Source organism: Methylobacterium sp. BE186, from assembly GCF_031457035.1.
Lineage (GTDB): Bacteria > Pseudomonadota > Alphaproteobacteria > Rhizobiales > Beijerinckiaceae > Methylobacterium > Methylobacterium segetis.
The window spans coordinates 338,624-352,456 of sequence record NZ_JAVDVV010000003.1 but is presented as its reverse complement, the minus strand read 5'-3'; the positions used below and the strand labels follow the sequence as shown (position 1 = coordinate 352,456).

Annotated in this window: 14 protein-coding genes and 1 tRNA gene; 11 read left to right on the top strand and 4 right to left on the bottom strand. The window is 71.4% G+C overall.

Annotated features, from left to right (window positions below):
- On the top strand, positions 1 to 345 hold a 345-nt coding region (locus J2X36_RS05755; RefSeq protein ID WP_310347177.1), incomplete at its 5' end, for a transketolase C-terminal domain-containing protein.
- Between the two features lie 7 nt (positions 346 to 352).
- Here the strand turns inward: J2X36_RS05755 and J2X36_RS05750 are convergent.
- Positions 353 to 2,197 carry a chloride channel protein gene (locus J2X36_RS05750; RefSeq protein ID WP_310347174.1) on the bottom strand — a complete coding sequence of 615 codons (1,845 nt, stop codon included), beginning with the start codon at positions 2,195 to 2,197 and terminating at the stop codon, positions 353 to 355.
- Positions 2,198 to 2,403: 206 nt separating this feature from the next.
- Here J2X36_RS05750 and J2X36_RS05745 point away from each other — a divergent pair.
- The 4 genes from J2X36_RS05745 (at position 2,404) to J2X36_RS05730 (ending at position 3,800) form a co-directional block, all read left to right on the top strand.
- Positions 2,404 to 2,480 (top strand) — tRNA-His (locus J2X36_RS05745).
- Positions 2,481 to 2,809: 329 nt separating this feature from the next.
- Positions 2,810 to 3,037, top strand: coding sequence for a hypothetical protein (locus J2X36_RS05740; protein ID WP_132256014.1), 228 nt, complete (start codon positions 2,810 to 2,812; stop codon positions 3,035 to 3,037).
- A 91-nt stretch (positions 3,038 to 3,128) separates the two neighbouring features.
- The gene (locus J2X36_RS05735) at positions 3,129 to 3,311 is read left to right on the top strand and encodes a hypothetical protein (RefSeq protein ID WP_310347172.1); all 183 of its coding nucleotides are present in this window, start codon (positions 3,129 to 3,131) and stop codon (positions 3,309 to 3,311) included.
- Between the two features lie 324 nt (positions 3,312 to 3,635).
- The gene (locus J2X36_RS05730; protein WP_162560738.1) at positions 3,636 to 3,800 is read left to right on the top strand and encodes a hypothetical protein; all 165 of its coding nucleotides are present in this window, start codon (positions 3,636 to 3,638) and stop codon (positions 3,798 to 3,800) included.
- Between the two features lie 66 nt (positions 3,801 to 3,866).
- Here the strand turns inward: J2X36_RS05730 and J2X36_RS05725 are convergent, their stop codons facing one another.
- A complete protein-coding gene (locus tag J2X36_RS05725) occupies positions 3,867 to 5,207 on the bottom strand; it encodes a dicarboxylate/amino acid:cation symporter (protein WP_132256016.1) in 1,341 nt (446 codons plus the stop codon).
- Positions 5,208 to 5,493: 286 nt separating this feature from the next.
- Here J2X36_RS05725 and J2X36_RS05720 point away from each other — a divergent pair, with 286 nt between their 5' ends.
- From J2X36_RS05720 to J2X36_RS05695, 6 genes are all read left to right on the top strand, one after another.
- Positions 5,494 to 7,362 carry an ATP-binding protein gene (locus J2X36_RS05720; RefSeq protein WP_310347171.1) on the top strand — a complete coding sequence of 623 codons (1,869 nt, stop codon included), beginning with the start codon at positions 5,494 to 5,496 and terminating at the stop codon, positions 7,360 to 7,362.
- Positions 7,359 to 8,711 carry a sigma-54-dependent transcriptional regulator gene (locus tag J2X36_RS05715; protein WP_405029728.1) on the top strand — a complete coding sequence of 451 codons (1,353 nt, stop codon included), beginning with the start codon at positions 7,359 to 7,361 and terminating at the stop codon, positions 8,709 to 8,711. Before J2X36_RS05720 ends, J2X36_RS05715 begins: the two co-directional genes overlap by 4 nt.
- A gap of 141 nt (positions 8,712 to 8,852) precedes the next feature.
- Positions 8,853 to 10,004 carry a transglycosylase SLT domain-containing protein gene (locus J2X36_RS05710; protein ID WP_310347170.1) on the top strand — a complete coding sequence of 384 codons (1,152 nt, stop codon included), beginning with the start codon at positions 8,853 to 8,855 and terminating at the stop codon, positions 10,002 to 10,004.
- A gap of 210 nt (positions 10,005 to 10,214) precedes the next feature.
- Entirely contained in the window at positions 10,215 to 10,754 is a 540-nt protein-coding gene (locus tag J2X36_RS05705) for a response regulator (protein WP_132256024.1), read from the top strand.
- A gap of 115 nt (positions 10,755 to 10,869) precedes the next feature.
- Positions 10,870 to 11,817: a transglutaminase family protein gene (locus J2X36_RS05700; protein WP_310347168.1), complete on the top strand. Its 948-nt coding sequence runs from the start codon at positions 10,870 to 10,872 to the stop codon at positions 11,815 to 11,817.
- Positions 11,818 to 12,000: 183 nt separating this feature from the next.
- Positions 12,001 to 12,684: a L,D-transpeptidase gene (locus J2X36_RS05695; RefSeq protein WP_132256020.1), complete on the top strand. Its 684-nt coding sequence runs from the start codon at positions 12,001 to 12,003 to the stop codon at positions 12,682 to 12,684.
- 103 nt (positions 12,685 to 12,787) lie between these two features.
- On the opposite strand, the gene J2X36_RS05690 is transcribed toward J2X36_RS05695, so the two are convergent.
- Both J2X36_RS05690 and J2X36_RS05685 read right to left on the bottom strand, forming a co-directional pair.
- Positions 12,788 to 13,111: a hypothetical protein gene (locus J2X36_RS05690; protein WP_310347167.1), complete on the bottom strand. Its 324-nt coding sequence runs from the start codon at positions 13,109 to 13,111 to the stop codon at positions 12,788 to 12,790.
- A gap of 158 nt (positions 13,112 to 13,269) precedes the next feature.
- Positions 13,270 to 13,758 (bottom strand): phasin, encoded by a 489-nt coding sequence (locus J2X36_RS05685; protein ID WP_132256022.1) that lies wholly within the window; start codon positions 13,756 to 13,758, stop codon positions 13,270 to 13,272.
- Positions 13,759 to 13,833 lie beyond the last annotated feature (75 nt).

The window sequence follows — 13,833 nt, the reverse complement described above, 5'->3', positions numbered from 1 at the left end:
GTGAGCGTTGCGGATGCGCGCTTTGCCAAGCCGCTGGACGAGGCGCTTCTTCTGGATCTGGCGGGCACGCACGAGCTTGTTGTGACGCTGGAGGAGGGCTCGGTGGGCGGGTTCGGGGCGATGGTCCTGCACCTGTTGGCGGAGCGGGGCGTTCTGGACACGGGCCGTGTGCGGGTCCGGACGATGACGCTGCCGGACCTGTACCAGGACCATGACAGCCCGGATCGGATGTACGCGGAGGCCGGCCTCGACGCCGCCTCCATCGTCAAGCTCGTCCAGGACACCCTCCCCGAGCGGAAGGTCCGGGAGGGCAACGTCGTCAGCGTCGGGCGCCGTCCCCGCTGAGTCGCGTTCAGACCGCCTCGCCGACCATGGCGAGGCGCTGCCGGTCGAGTTCCTCGCTGTAGCGCTTGAGGGTGTGGCTCTCGGTGAGCAGCCCGAGCACCCGCCGGCTCGCCTCGCCGTCCACGACGGCGAGCGCCTCGCTCTCCGACCGGTCGAAGGCGGCCGAGGCCTGCTTGGCGTTGAGGTCCGGCGTGAGGAAGTCGTTCGGATAGCGCAGCACGTCGGCGAGCTTCGGCTCCTCGCCCTCCGCCTCGCGCGCGGCCGCGTGCGCCTCCGGCACGTTGACGATGCCGGCGTAGCGCCCCTGCCCGTCCACCACGATGACCCGCGAGGGCGAGCCGAGCGGGTGCGCGCGCAGGAAGCTCGGCATCGGCGTGTCGAGGGGCACGGGGCGGACGTCCTTGCGCATCAGCCGCCCGACGGTGAGCGAGCGGATCCAGCCGACATCGTGCGCGCTGCGGATGCTCTCCCCGCGCAGGTGGAAGCGCCAAGTGGCGAAGGAATAGCCGAAGGTCTTCCGGACCATCAGCGAGGAGGCGATGACGGCGACGAGCACCAGCCCCGCGATCGGGAAGCTGCCCGTCAGTTCGAGCGCCAGGAAGGTCATGGTGAGCGGGCCGCCGATCACCGCAACGGCGAGCGCGCTCATGCCGATGACGGCGTAGGCGAGCGGGGTCAGCCCGAAGGCCGCGAGGCCCGGCACCACCTCCGGCGCCATCAGGGCGAAGAGCTTGCCGGCGATGGCGCCGAGAAACAGCGAGGCGAAGAACAGGCCGCCGCGAAACCCGGAGCCGATCGAGATCGCCGTAGCGGTTGCCTTGCCGGCGAACAGGATCGCCAGCGCGGGGATGCCGGGGCCGTGCGCCTCGGCGAGGTGGAGGTGCAGCGCCCCGTGGCCGCCCGACAGGACCTGCGGGCTGATCGCGAGGGCGAGCAGCCCGACGCAGAGGCCGCCGGCGGCCGGCCCGGCAACGCGCGGCAGGCGCGTGGCGCGCACGCCCTGCTCGACCAGCGTGACGCCGCGCATGATCAGGATGGCGAGGCTCGCGCAGACGAGGCCGAGGGCGAGGCTCGGCAGGGTTGCGGCGGTGGTCAGCGGTTGCGTCGCGATCGCCTCGATGCCCGAGACGGCCACCAGCGGCGTGCCCGGCAGCAGCGTGCGCGCCACGACGCTCCCGCACAGGGCGGCGACTACCACGGGCGTCAGCGTCGCGATCGTGTACGTGCCGATGATCAGTTCGAACGCGTAGAAGGCGCCGGTGAGGGGCGCCCCGAAGGCGGCGGCGATGGCCGCGGCCGAGCCGCAGCCGACGAGCGTGCGCAGGTCGCCCCTGCGCATCTCGAACGAGAGGCCGAGCCGCGAGGCGATGCCGGCGCAGATCTGCGTGTAGCCCGCCTCCAACCCCACCGAGGCGCCGCTGCCGTTGGAGATGACGTTCTGCAGGGCGACGTAGACGGAATCGCGCAGCGACATTCGCCCGCCATGGAGCGCGTTCGCCTCGATCGGATCGATCATCGGCCGCTTCCGCCCCCCGCGCCAGCGCCCCACCGCGAAGATGAGGAGCCCGAGCAGCGCCCCGCCGAAGGTCGGGCCGAGGACGAGGGCGAGGGGATCGACCTCGGCCGCCGCGCTGAGCCGCAAGCCCGCGGGCAGGTCGTAGAGCTGCTCCCGCAGGCTCTGGGTGACGACGTTCATCGCCGAGACGACGGCGCCCGCGATGCAGCCGGTCAGCGCCGCGAGCCCGATCAGGCCGGTCTCGCTCGCGCGCACCAGGGCGCGCAGCCGTCCCGGCGCCTGGATCAGCGTTCGCCCTCCTGGGAGACGGTGCGGCTTCGCGCGGGGCGTGGACATTGCGGGCGCGAGGTCCGTTCGCGGGTGGGCGCCCGCGGATCGCGCGGGCGAGGGCATGTTCACCAACGAACCTTGCTCCGGATTGGAGCCGCGGCCAGCCCCACGCGCCGTCACCGAGGCCGGCGCCGGACGCGATCCACAGCCGCCGGATCCGCGTCACGCAGCGCTTGAAAAGCCCGCACGCCCGCGATACACCCCGCGCCAGTGCCGCCGTAGCTCAGTTGGTTAGAGCACCAGATTGTGGATCTGGGGGTCCCCCGTTCGAGCCGGGGCGGTGGTACCATCGATTTTCCGCAAGGACGCGAAGGGGTTGGCGCATCGCCGACCCCTTTTGCGTTGGCTGCGCCGCTCCTTATGTGGCTGCCCATCCGGGGCGAGATCTCCGGAAAATCAATCCTGCCGCGCCGATCGTGAAACTTTCGCCAGTGTCCGCGCGTAACGGGCCGGACGAGGGGAGTGCTCACTGAAATCTCAGGAGCCTCGATGCGTGTTCATCATCTTGCGGGCGTCCTGTTCTGTACAGTGGCAATGCCTGCCCTCGCACAGGACAGAACCCAACCGCGTTCCCAGCCGGCCCCGTCGGATCTCGCCAGCGATCGGAAGGCCGCCGAGATGAAGCGCGCCATCGAACTCGGACAGAGCCGGCAGAGGGAGACCGACGCCCGCAACTCGCGCATCTGGCGCCGGTGGGATTACGCGGTCTGCATCGGCTGCGGGCCGATGCCGAAGCGGATCCGGATCGTCTACACCACGCCCGCGCGCGTCCTCGCAGGTCACATCGCGGCCGATGACGACGAGGCTTTCGCGCGCCGCCGCACGCCGGGCGCACGCCTTCTGTGAGGCGATGACGGACGCGCTCCCCGTCTCCGTCTCGTCTTCGGACAGCCTCTCTGTTACGCTCGGCCCGGGAAGCACCGAACCGGGAGCCTTCATGCCCGCCGAGGTTCAGTTTACGGATGTGATGGGCGTGGCCGTGATCGCCCTGGCGCTGGTCGCGGCCTGCCTCGCGAACACCCGGTGGATCCCAAGAATATCCGAGGAGGAGCAGGAACTCCTCGCCGGCGGCTCGCTCCTCCTCGCCATCCTCGGCACGATCTTCGTGGCTTCGGAATAGGCAGGCGCCGCGGCCCCGACGGCCCGCTGCCTTTTGATGGAGATTTCCTCGGTCCCGGCGCGCACACTTCCCCGAAGTCGGGAGGCCGCCATGAGATTGAGGACGCCGATCCACAAGCCGATGATCGACGATGCGCAGGGCACGATCGCGGGCGGCGCCGTGGTTCTGCTGCTGCTCGCCGGAATCTCGCTGGGCTGGTTCTGAGCCACGGGTCGGGCGCGCGCGGCGGGATTCGTCCTGCCCCACGTCCGTTCGCGCGCGGACCGGGCCGCGCAGCATGATTTTTGCCTGTCCACCGGTCTCCAGCCACGGGAGACCGACCGCGTGTGGCCCTTCAGCCCGCTCCGTCACCACGTCCTCTACTGGCTCGCCAAGCGCGACGTGACCGCGGCCGACCGTGCCCTCGCGGCCGGCGACGCGGACCTCTCGGCGAAGCTCCTCGCCCGGGCGGACGCGCGCCTGCGCCGGGCCTGCGGCCTCGCCGCCTGAGCGCCGAACGAGACGAGGCCGCGCCCGCCGGTTTCGGCGGGCGCGGCCCCGGACCCGATCGGGTGTTTACTCGGCTGGCTGAAGAGCCGGGGCCGGCACGGCGGCGCGAGGTTTGCCGCCGAGCGCCTCGCGCAGGCGCGCCTCGTCGACCTCGCCCTCCCACCGGGCGACGACGATGCAGGCGACCGCGTTGCCGATGAAGTTCGTGAGCGCGCGGCACTCCGACATGAAGCGGTCGATGCCCAGGATCAGCGCCATGCCGACCACGGGTACCGAGGGCACCACGGCGAGCGTCGCGGCGAGGGTGATGAAGCCCGAGCCCGTGACGCCGGCCGCGCCCTTCGAGGAGAGCATCGCCACGAGGAGCAGCAGGGCCTGCTCGCCGAGCGAGAGCGGCGTGTCGGTGGCCTGCGCGATGAAGAGCGCCGCCATCGTCATGTAGATGTTGGTGCCGTCGAGGTTGAACGAGTAGCCGGTCGGCACCACGAGGCCGACGACGGGCCGCGAGCAGCCTGCCCGCTCCATCTTGTCGATGAGCGAGGGCAGCGCCGATTCCGACGAGGAGGTGCCGAGGACGAGGAGAAGCTCCTCCTTGATGTAGCGGACGAGCCGCACGATCGAGAAGCCATTGTAGCGGGCGACCGCGCCGAGCACGACGAACACGAAGATCGCCGAGGTCAGGTAGAAGGCGCCGACGAGGTAGGCGAGGTTCGCCAGAGAGGCGATGCCGTACTTGCCGATGGTGAAGGCCATGGCGCCGAAGGCGCCGATCGGGGCGACCTTCATGATGATGTTGACGACGCCGAAGATCGCCTCGGAGAGGACCTTGATGATGTCGAGGACTGGCTTGCCGCGATCGCCCAGGAAGGCGAGGCCGAAGCCGAACAGCACCGAGAAGAACAGCACCTGCAGGATCTCGCCGCCCGAGAACGCGCCGACCGCGGTGGCCGGGATGATGTTCATCAGGAAGTCGACGATGCTCTGCTCCTTCGCCTTGCCGGCGTAGGTGGCAACCGCCTTCGGATCGAGCGATTTCGGGTCGATGTGCAGGCCGTGGCCGGGCTGGAGGACGTTGGCCACGATGAGGCCGACGATCAGCGCCAGGGTCGAGAAGGTCAGGAAGTAGATGAGCGCCTTGCCGCCGACGCGGCCGACCTTCTCGAGGTTCGTCATGCCGGCGATGCCGGAGACCACGGTGAGGAAGATCACCGGCGCGATGATCATCTTGACGAGCTTGATGAAGGCGTCGCCGAGCGGCTTCATCTCGGAGCCGAGCTGCGGGTAGAAATGCCCGAGCAGAATGCCGATCGCCACGGCCACCAGCACCTGGAAATACAGGGTGCGGTAGATCGGCTTCGGCGCGGGCGGGGCGTGGGGCGCGGTGAGCGGTGACGGCACGGCGGCCATGGGGCGTTCTCCTCCGGTTCGACGATCAGGGATGAAGCGGCTCGCCTGCACGCGTCCGCTCTTGCTTTTGGCCTTCGGGCTTGCAGTCATGCCGACGGAGCAGGGCTGCGATACGCCGGGGGAATGGCAACCCCCGTGCCAGCCGGACGGCGATGTGAAGATTTCGTTAAATGCTTGAGATGAGAAGGATTTTTCTGGACGTGCCGGGTGGTGGCGAGGCCCGTCGTGCGGGCTTCCGCACGGGCATGCTCGAACCTGTCCGGAAATCCGCATTCGGCGGGCAAGCGTGACCGAAGGGGCGCGATCCGGAGTCGCGCGATCCGGAGCCGGCCCGGCGGCATCATCCTTCCGCCGCCGCTGGCTCTGGCTCGCGGCGCTCGCCGCCATGATCGTCGCGGCCTGGGCGGGCGGGCGCGCGGCCGAGCGCTCGGCGCTCGCCGATCTCGGGCGGGCAGCGCAATCGAGCCTGGCGCTGCAGGTCGGCGCGCTGCGGGCGGAGATGCAGCGCCAGACCGCCCTGCCCCGGGCGCTGGCGGCCGATCCGGAGATCGCCGCGATCCTGCGGCCGGAGGCGGACCCCGCCCTCCTCGCCCGCGTCAACGCGCGCCTCGCCGAGATCGCGGCGGCGACGGGGGCCGCCGTGATCTACGCGGTGCGGGCGGATGGCGAGACCGTGGCGGCAAGCAATGCGGGCGCCGCGCGCAGCTTCATCGGGCAGAGCTACGCCTTCCGCCCCTATTTCCGCCGTGCCATGGCGGAGGGCGCCGGATCGCAGTTCGCCCTCGGGACCGTGAGCGGGCGCCCCGGCTTCTACCTCGCGCGGCGCCTCGCCGACGCCAGCGGGGTCGTGGTCGTCAAGATCGAGTTCGACGCGGTCGAGGCCGGCTGGCGCGAGGCCGGGGAGAGCCTCTTCGTTGCGGACGGGCGCGGCATCGTGCTCGTCGCGAGCGAGCCGGCGTGGCGCTTCCGGGCGCTGCGGCCGGTTCCGCCCGACGAGCGGGCGCGGATCCGCGAGAGCCTGGAATTCGGCGGCGCGCCCCTCGATCCCCTGCCCCTCCATCCCGTCGCGGGAGAGGCGGACCTCGTGCGCGTCGGCGGCACCGGGCAGCCGGCGTGGCGCGCCCTCCTGCACGACGCGGCCGTTCCGGACACCGAATGGCGGCTCTACGCGCTCACCCCCGTCGGACCCGTGGTCGAGCGCGAGCGGCTCCAGGGGGCGGTGATCGCGCTGCTCGCCACCGGCCTCGCCGCGCTCGGCCTCGCCATGGTGCTCGGGCGGCGCGAGCGGACGCGGGCGCGCCTGCGCGAGGCGGCGGCCCGGCGCGAGGACCTGGAGGCGCGGGTCGCCGAGCGCACGCACGCCTTGAGCGAGGCGAACCGCCGGTTGCGCGCCGAGGCCGAGGAGCGGGCGCGCGCGGAGGCCGAGCGCGAGCGCCTGGGCCGCGAGCTAGCCCAGGCCGGGCGCCTCGCCGCCCTCGGCCAGTTCGCGGCGAGCATGGCCCACGAGATCAACCAGCCGCTCGCCGCGATCCGCTCCTACGCCGACAACACCGCGATCCTCGTTCGCCGGGGGCGCGTCGAGGACGCCGCCGAGAATGTCGGCGCCATCGGCCGCCTGACCGACCGGATCGGGGCGCTCACGCGCCAGCTCAAGGGCTTCGCCCGCCGCGCCTCCGGGCGCCGCGAGCCGGTGCTGCTCGCCGAGATCGTCCGCAACAGCCTCGAACTGGTGGAGGGCCGCGCGACGGCCGCGGGCATCGCGCTCGCGGCCGAGAGCCCCCCCGCCGACCTCGCCGTGCTCGGCGACGGGCCGCGCCTGGAGCAGGTCCTCGTCAACCTCCTGCAGAACGCCCTCGATGCCGTCGCGGGGCGGCCCGAGCCCCGCGTCGCTCTCGCGATTCTCGCGGAGGGAACCCGCGTCGCGGTCGAGGTGGCGGATAACGGCTCCGGCATCCCGGAGGCGCAGCGCGCGCAGGTGTTCGACGCGTTCTTCACGACGAAGTCCGACGGCCTCGGCCTCGGCCTCGCCATTGCCCGCGGGATCGTGGAGGATTGCGGCGGCACCCTGACGGTGCGCGGCAACGAGCCGGCCGGCACGATCTTCCGGATGGAACTCGCCCGCGCGGCGGCGCAGGCGGCGGAGAGCGCGGCGTGAGCGAGACGATCCCTGACCGGTCGGAGCGGATCGTCTTCGTCGACGACGAGGCGGACGTGCGCCGGGCGAACCGCCAGAGCCTGGAACTCGACGGCTTCGCGGTCGAGCTGTTCGACGCCGCCGAGCCCGCGCTCTCGGCGATCCTGTCCGACCCGCCGGGCGTCGTCGTCAGCGACGTGCGGCTGCCCGGGCTCGACGGGCGCGGCCTCTTCGAGCGCATCCGTGCCGCCGACCCGGATCTGCCCGTGATCCTGATCACCGGCCACGGCGACATCTCGATGGCGGTCGGCGCCATGCGCGAGGGCGCCTACGACTTCCTCGCCAAGCCCTACCCGGCCGAGGCGCTGATCGCCTCCGTCCGCCGCGCCCTCGACCGCCGTCGCCTGACGCTGGAGAACCGCCGCCTGCGGGCGCGGCTGGAGGAGGCGGTGGAGGCCGACCCCGCTTTCCTCGGCGTCTCGCCCGAGATGGTGCGACTGCGCCGCCTCGTGCGCGACGTGGCCGGGGCCGACGTCGACGTGCTGGTGCTCGGCGAGACCGGGTCCGGCAAGGAGGTGGTGGCGAGCGCGCTCCACCGCTGGAGCCGGCGTGCGCCGAAGAACTTCGTGGCCATGAATTGCGGCGCGCTGCCCGACACGGTGGTCGAGAGCGAGCTCTTCGGCCACGAGGCCGGAGCCTTCACCGGCGCCCTCAAGCGCCGCGTCGGCCGCATCGAGCACGCGCACGGGGGCACGCTCTTCCTCGACGAGATCGAGAGCATGCCGCTCAATCTCCAGGTCAAGCTCCTGCGCGTCCTGCAGGAGCGCACGGTCGAGCCGCTCGGCACCAATGAGATCCGGCCCGTCGACATGCGGGTCGTGGCCGCGACCAAGGTCGATCTCGGTCAGGCGGCAGCGCAGGGAACCTTCCGCGACGACCTGTTCCACCGCCTCAACGTCATCACGATCGCGATCCCGCCGCTGCGCGACCGGCGGGAGGATGTCCTGCTCCTGTTCCAGCACTTCCTCGGCCGGGCCGCCGCCCGGTTCAACCGGGAGCCGCCCGCGCTCAACGCGGCGATCCGCGAGCATCTCCTCGGCCATTCCTGGCCGGGCAACGTGCGCGAGCTCGGCCACTACGCGGAGCGGTGCGCGCTGGGCTTTGCCGGAACGCCGGAGGCCGCGGCGGACAGTGTCGCGGGGCGGACGCTGGCCGAGCAGGTCGACCGCTTCGAGCGCGACCTGATCCGCGACGAGCTGATCATGGCCGGCGGCGACGTGCGCGTCGCGGCCGAGCACCTCGGAACGCCGCGAAAGACCCTCTACGACAAGATCGCCCGGCACGGTCTGACGCCGACCGATTACCGGTGAGGGGCGAGGCCGTGCCCGGATGTTGCCCACAACCGCCACGCCGCCGCCACAACCTCGGCCGTGTTGTCGCCACATCTGTCAACATAGATCCTCTTAACGGGCGTCGTTAACGGCGCGTTGCAGAGGGACTGAGTCGCACAGATGCGGGGTCGCACGGTCGGATCGCCACGAACCACCTCCCCGAAGCCCCGTTTCGGCACGGGCCCCGCCGCCCCATCCGATGCCCTCACCCTGAGCCCGCAGGTCGCCCGCGACCACGGTAGCCGCCCCGCCCTCACCCGCTCCGTCCTCACCGTCGCACTCTTTGCGGGCGGCATCTCGGCGGTGCTGTTCGGTTCGGGCACGGAGCTGGCCAAGATCGGCCTGCAGCAGGCCCTGCCCTCGGCCCAGGCCGCGACCGAACTCGTGATGCCGCGCCCCCGCGTCCAGACGAGCGCGGTGCCGATCCTCGATCCGCCGCCGACCGTGCTCACCGCGTCCGCCGCTTTCGCCCCCGTCCACGATCTCGACACCGAGCTCGGCTCGAACGCGGTCGACCGCGTCTCCTACGATTACCTGCTCTCCGAGAGCGCCGTCGGCGACCCGAACGACATCCTCGAATTCGGGCCCATGAAGATCCGCCGCCACCTCGTCCAGAAGATCGTGCGCGCGGCCCAATCCGTGCAGACGGACCCGGTGCTGCTGATGGCGGTTGCCGACAAGGAATCGAGCTTCATCACGGCGGTCCAGGCCAAGACCTCCTCGGCCACCGGCCTCTACCAGTTCATCGAGCGTACCTGGCTCGGCGTGGTCCGCGATTTCGGCGCCAAATACGGTCTCGCCCAGGAAGCCGGCCTCGTCGTTCAGGACGGCAACGACCGGCCCTCCGTGACCGACCCGGCCGAGCGCGCCCGCATCCTCGAACTGCGCCGCGACCCCTATCTCTCCGCCCTGATGGCCGGCGAGATGCTGAAGCGCGACGCCGCCCGCATCAGCCTGCGGATCGGCCGCGAACTCTCGCTGGGCGAGGTGTACCTCGCCCACTTCCTCGGCCCGGACGATGCCGAGGAGTTCCTGGCCAACGTCGTCGACAAGCCCAAGGCCGCGGCCGCCAAGCTCCTGCCGGGCCCGGCCCGGGCGAACCGCTCGATCTTCTTCGCCTCCGGCTCCGGCCGCCGCCGCAAGCCCGTCAGCCTCTCGGTGGCGCAGGTGCACGAGAAGTTCGAGGCGATGATGAGCAGCCGCGGCGAGCGCTATCGCGATGTCCGCGCCGTCTCCGGCGTCATGGCCTACGCGGACACCGCCGCCGAGTGACCGGTTGCGCACCGGGCGGCCCCTGTTCGGCTGCCGATTCGGTATTGTTTCGCAACTCGCGGCCGATTCCCGACTTTCCCCACGGGAGGCCGCGCGACCGCGCAAAGCCGCGGCGAACAGAGCGGGGGATCGGGCGTGACGAGAGTGAAGCATCAGGCATCGGTGAGCGGGAGCCGTCCGCGGCGGCCCGTCGAGACCCTGACGCCCGGGATCCCCCTCGATCAGATCGGCCAGACCCTCGCCTCCTTCTACGACACCCTGGTCGCCGAGGGCGTGCCGGAGCACCTCGCCGTTCTGGTGCGCCGGGTACGCCAATCCGAAACGGACGCGGATCAGGAGCGCGAAGCCGCCTCCTCCCATCCCGGCGCCGGGGGCACACGCCTCGCGCTCGTGGTGGAGGATGAGCCGGAGATCCGGGCGCTCGCGGAGACGCTCTTGGAGGAAACCGAGCTCAGCGTCGTCGGCTGCGACAGCGCAGAGGCCGCCCTCGCCGTCCTGCAGGCTCGCGGCGGGGAGGTGGCTCTCGTCTTCGCCGACGTGCGCCTCGCGGGCGAGATGGACGGGCTGCAACTCGCCCGCGCCGTCTCGACCCTGTGGCCGCGGGCGCGCCTCGTCATCACCTCCGGCCGGGCGGTTTCCCGCCCCGACGTGCCCGACCACGCCGTCTTCATCCCGAAGCCCTGGCGGCCCCTCGACGTCCTCGTCGAGGCTGAGCGCGCCTCGAACGCTCCGCCCCCGCCCGTGACCTGAAGCGGAGCCGCCGCGGGAACGGCCGCCGGTCGCGATCCGCACGCAAGCTCGGCCTGGGCGCACCTCTTGCATCGCAGAAGCGCGGCCCGCGCGGCCCGCGCGGAGCCGTCACGCTTTGCCGATCCTGTCCGTCCGCCACGTCACGACCTACCGCTACCGGCGCCCCGTCGCCTTCGGTGAGCATCGGATCCTGTTCCGGCCCCGCGACAGCTACGACCAGCGGCTGATCGAGGTCAGCCTCGACATCGAGCCGGAGCCGAGAAGCCTGCGCTGGATGTTCGACGTCTTCGGCAATTGCGTCGCGGTGGCGACTTTCGCGCAAGAAGCGGCGACGCTGCGCTTCACCTGCGGCATCACGCTCGCGCACGCGCCGGAGCACGCGCCCGTCTTCCCGCTGGCGCCGCATGCCACGCATTACCCCTTCGGCTACGGCGCCGAGGACATGCCCGACCTGATCCGCTCCATCGAGCGCCACTACCCCGATCCGCACCACGAGATCGATGCCTGGGCCCGCAGCTTCATCCCGGCCGAGGGCCGCGTGCCGACGCAGGACCTCCTCGCGGCGATGACCCGCGGCGTGCGCCGGGACTTCACCTACAGCGCCCGCCCGGAGAAGGGCGTGCAGGACCCGGTGACGACGCTGCGGACGCGGCGCGGCAGTTGCCGCGACTTCGCGCTCCTGATGATGGAAGGCGTGCGCGCCCTCGGCATGGCCGCCCGCTTCGTCTCCGGATACCTCTACACGCCGCGCGGCAATTGGGAGGGGCATGTCGGCGGCGGCTCGACCCATGCCTGGCTGCAGGTCTACCTGCCCGGCGCCGGCTGGATTGAGTTCGACCCGACGAACGGCATCGTCGGCGGCCGCGATCTCATCCGCGTCGCCGTGGCCCGCGACCCGCGGCAGGCCATCCCGCTCCACGGCACCTATTTCGGCTGCGCGGACGACGATCTCGGCATGAGCGTCGAGGTCGATGTGGCCGAGTCCGACGGCCTGCCCTCCGGAGAGAGGGATGCGGGAGCCGGGTCGGATCTCGCCGCGCGCCTGCCCTGCCCGGCCGAGTGAACGCCCCTACCGAAGGGGTAGGGGCCTACACCCTTCGGGGTGCGCCACCGCACAGGTCACGCCAGAAAAAGGCGCCGCGAGGATTAAGACCGCGCCTTGGGTACAAAATCTTCACCGCTGGTTGGAACCCACGGCAACGCTTGCGCTTGTATAGCAAAGGTTACTGCACAGGTAGGCTCCACCATGAAGACCCTCGCCAGCGCTTTCGCGGGACTCCTCGGCGTCTGTGTTCTTGCCACCGGCCCGGCCGCGGCGTTTTCCTCGTACGATCCCTACGGGAGCGACGCGGACGATTACTACGCCGAGCAGTCCGACGTGTTCGGCGGCTACCGGCGCCAGCCGGCGCAGCAGGCCCAGCCCGGCTACGCCTACGGGCAGCCTGGCTACGGGCAGGGCGTGCAGGCCGCGCCGCAGGCGCAGGTGCAGCCGATCCCGCGCGAGATCGTCGCCTTCAGCGGCGCCTACAAGCCCGGCACCATCGTCGTCTCCACGAGCGAGCGCCGGCTCTACCTCGTGATGCCGAACGGCGAGGCGATCCGCTACGGCGTCGGCGTCGGCCGTCCGGGCTTCACGTGGTCGGGCACGAAGACGATCACCGCCAAGCGCGAGTGGCCGTCCTGGACGCCCCCCGCCGCGATGCTGGCCCGCCGTCCCGACCTGCCGCGCTACATGGCCGGCGGCATCGAGAACCCGCTCGGCGCCCGCGCCATGTACATCGGCAACACCGAGTACCGCATCCACGGCTCGAACGAGCCGGACACGATCGGCCAAGCGGTGTCCTCGGGTTGCATCCGCATGACGAACGAGGACGTCACGGACCTCTACGATCGCGTGAAGGTCGGCGCGAAAGTCGTTGTCCTGAATTAAGGATCCGAGACGACGGCCTCTCAGGAGGCTGCTCGGACGAGACTTGAGAAGGCCGCGCCATCCCGTTGATGGCGCGGCCTTTTCGCGTCTTCGACCCTCTGTCTCAGGGTGCGACGCGGCCGACGGCTGTCTGCGGCGTGCTGAACGAGGCGATCGGCATGTCGCAGAAGCAGCGCGCGCCGAGCGGCCGCGGGCCCGGGAGCGGGCAGGAATAGGGCTGCGGGCCGCTCAAGCCCTGCTGGACCGCGTCGCAATTGTAGCCCACGGGGCCGCCGCGCGGGCCGGGGCCGGACAGGCGCTCCTCGCGGTAGGGACGCCGGGGCGGCGGCGGGCCGTAGCCGTCGTCATACTGGGCCTCGGCGATCTGCGCTCCGAGGAGGCCGGCGATCAGGCCGGCGGCGAGGCCGAGGCGTTGGGCGGGTCGCATGGCGGTTCTGTCCTTCTCTCCGGATGGGCCGGCCCCGCTGAGGCGGCGTGATGCCCCCTCCCCCGCAATGCGGGCAAAAGCGAGACGGCCCGCCCCGCGGGGCGGGACGGGCCGTCGAGGACGCGTGGCGCGGGCCGCTCGCCCGCGCGGCGGCTATGTCAGGACGTCGCCTTGCGGGTGGCGGCCTCGGCATCCCGCGAGGTCTGCTGGGCAGCCTCGGCGCCCTGCTCCATGGCCCGGCGGGCATGGTCGGCGCCCTCCTGCATCGCGGCCTTGGCTTTCTCGGCGCTCTCCTGCATCGCGCTCTGGGCGAGGCCGCCGAACTCCTTGGCCTGCGCCTGGATCGCGGCGAACTGGCTGCGGACGAACTCGGCCTGATGCTGCATCGCCTCCTGGATGTCGCGCGAGCGGACGATCTTCTGGGCGAGATCGAAGGCCGCGTTGACGTTCTGCTCGGCGAACTCGAAGCCGCGGGACGAGATGTCCTTGGCGTTGGTGCGGGCGGTCTCGGTCGAGCCCTGCACCGTATCGGCTGTGCGCCGCGCGGCGCCGATGAAGCTGTCGAAGGCCTTGCGGGCCTGATCCACGCTCTTCTCGGCGAAGTCGCGCATCTCGGTGGGCACCTCGTAATTGGGCGTGTTGCTCATGGTCGTCTCCTCTCCGAATCAGTGATTCTGCATTGTGCACTGCACAATAGCACCTTTGGCGTCCCCATGGCACCC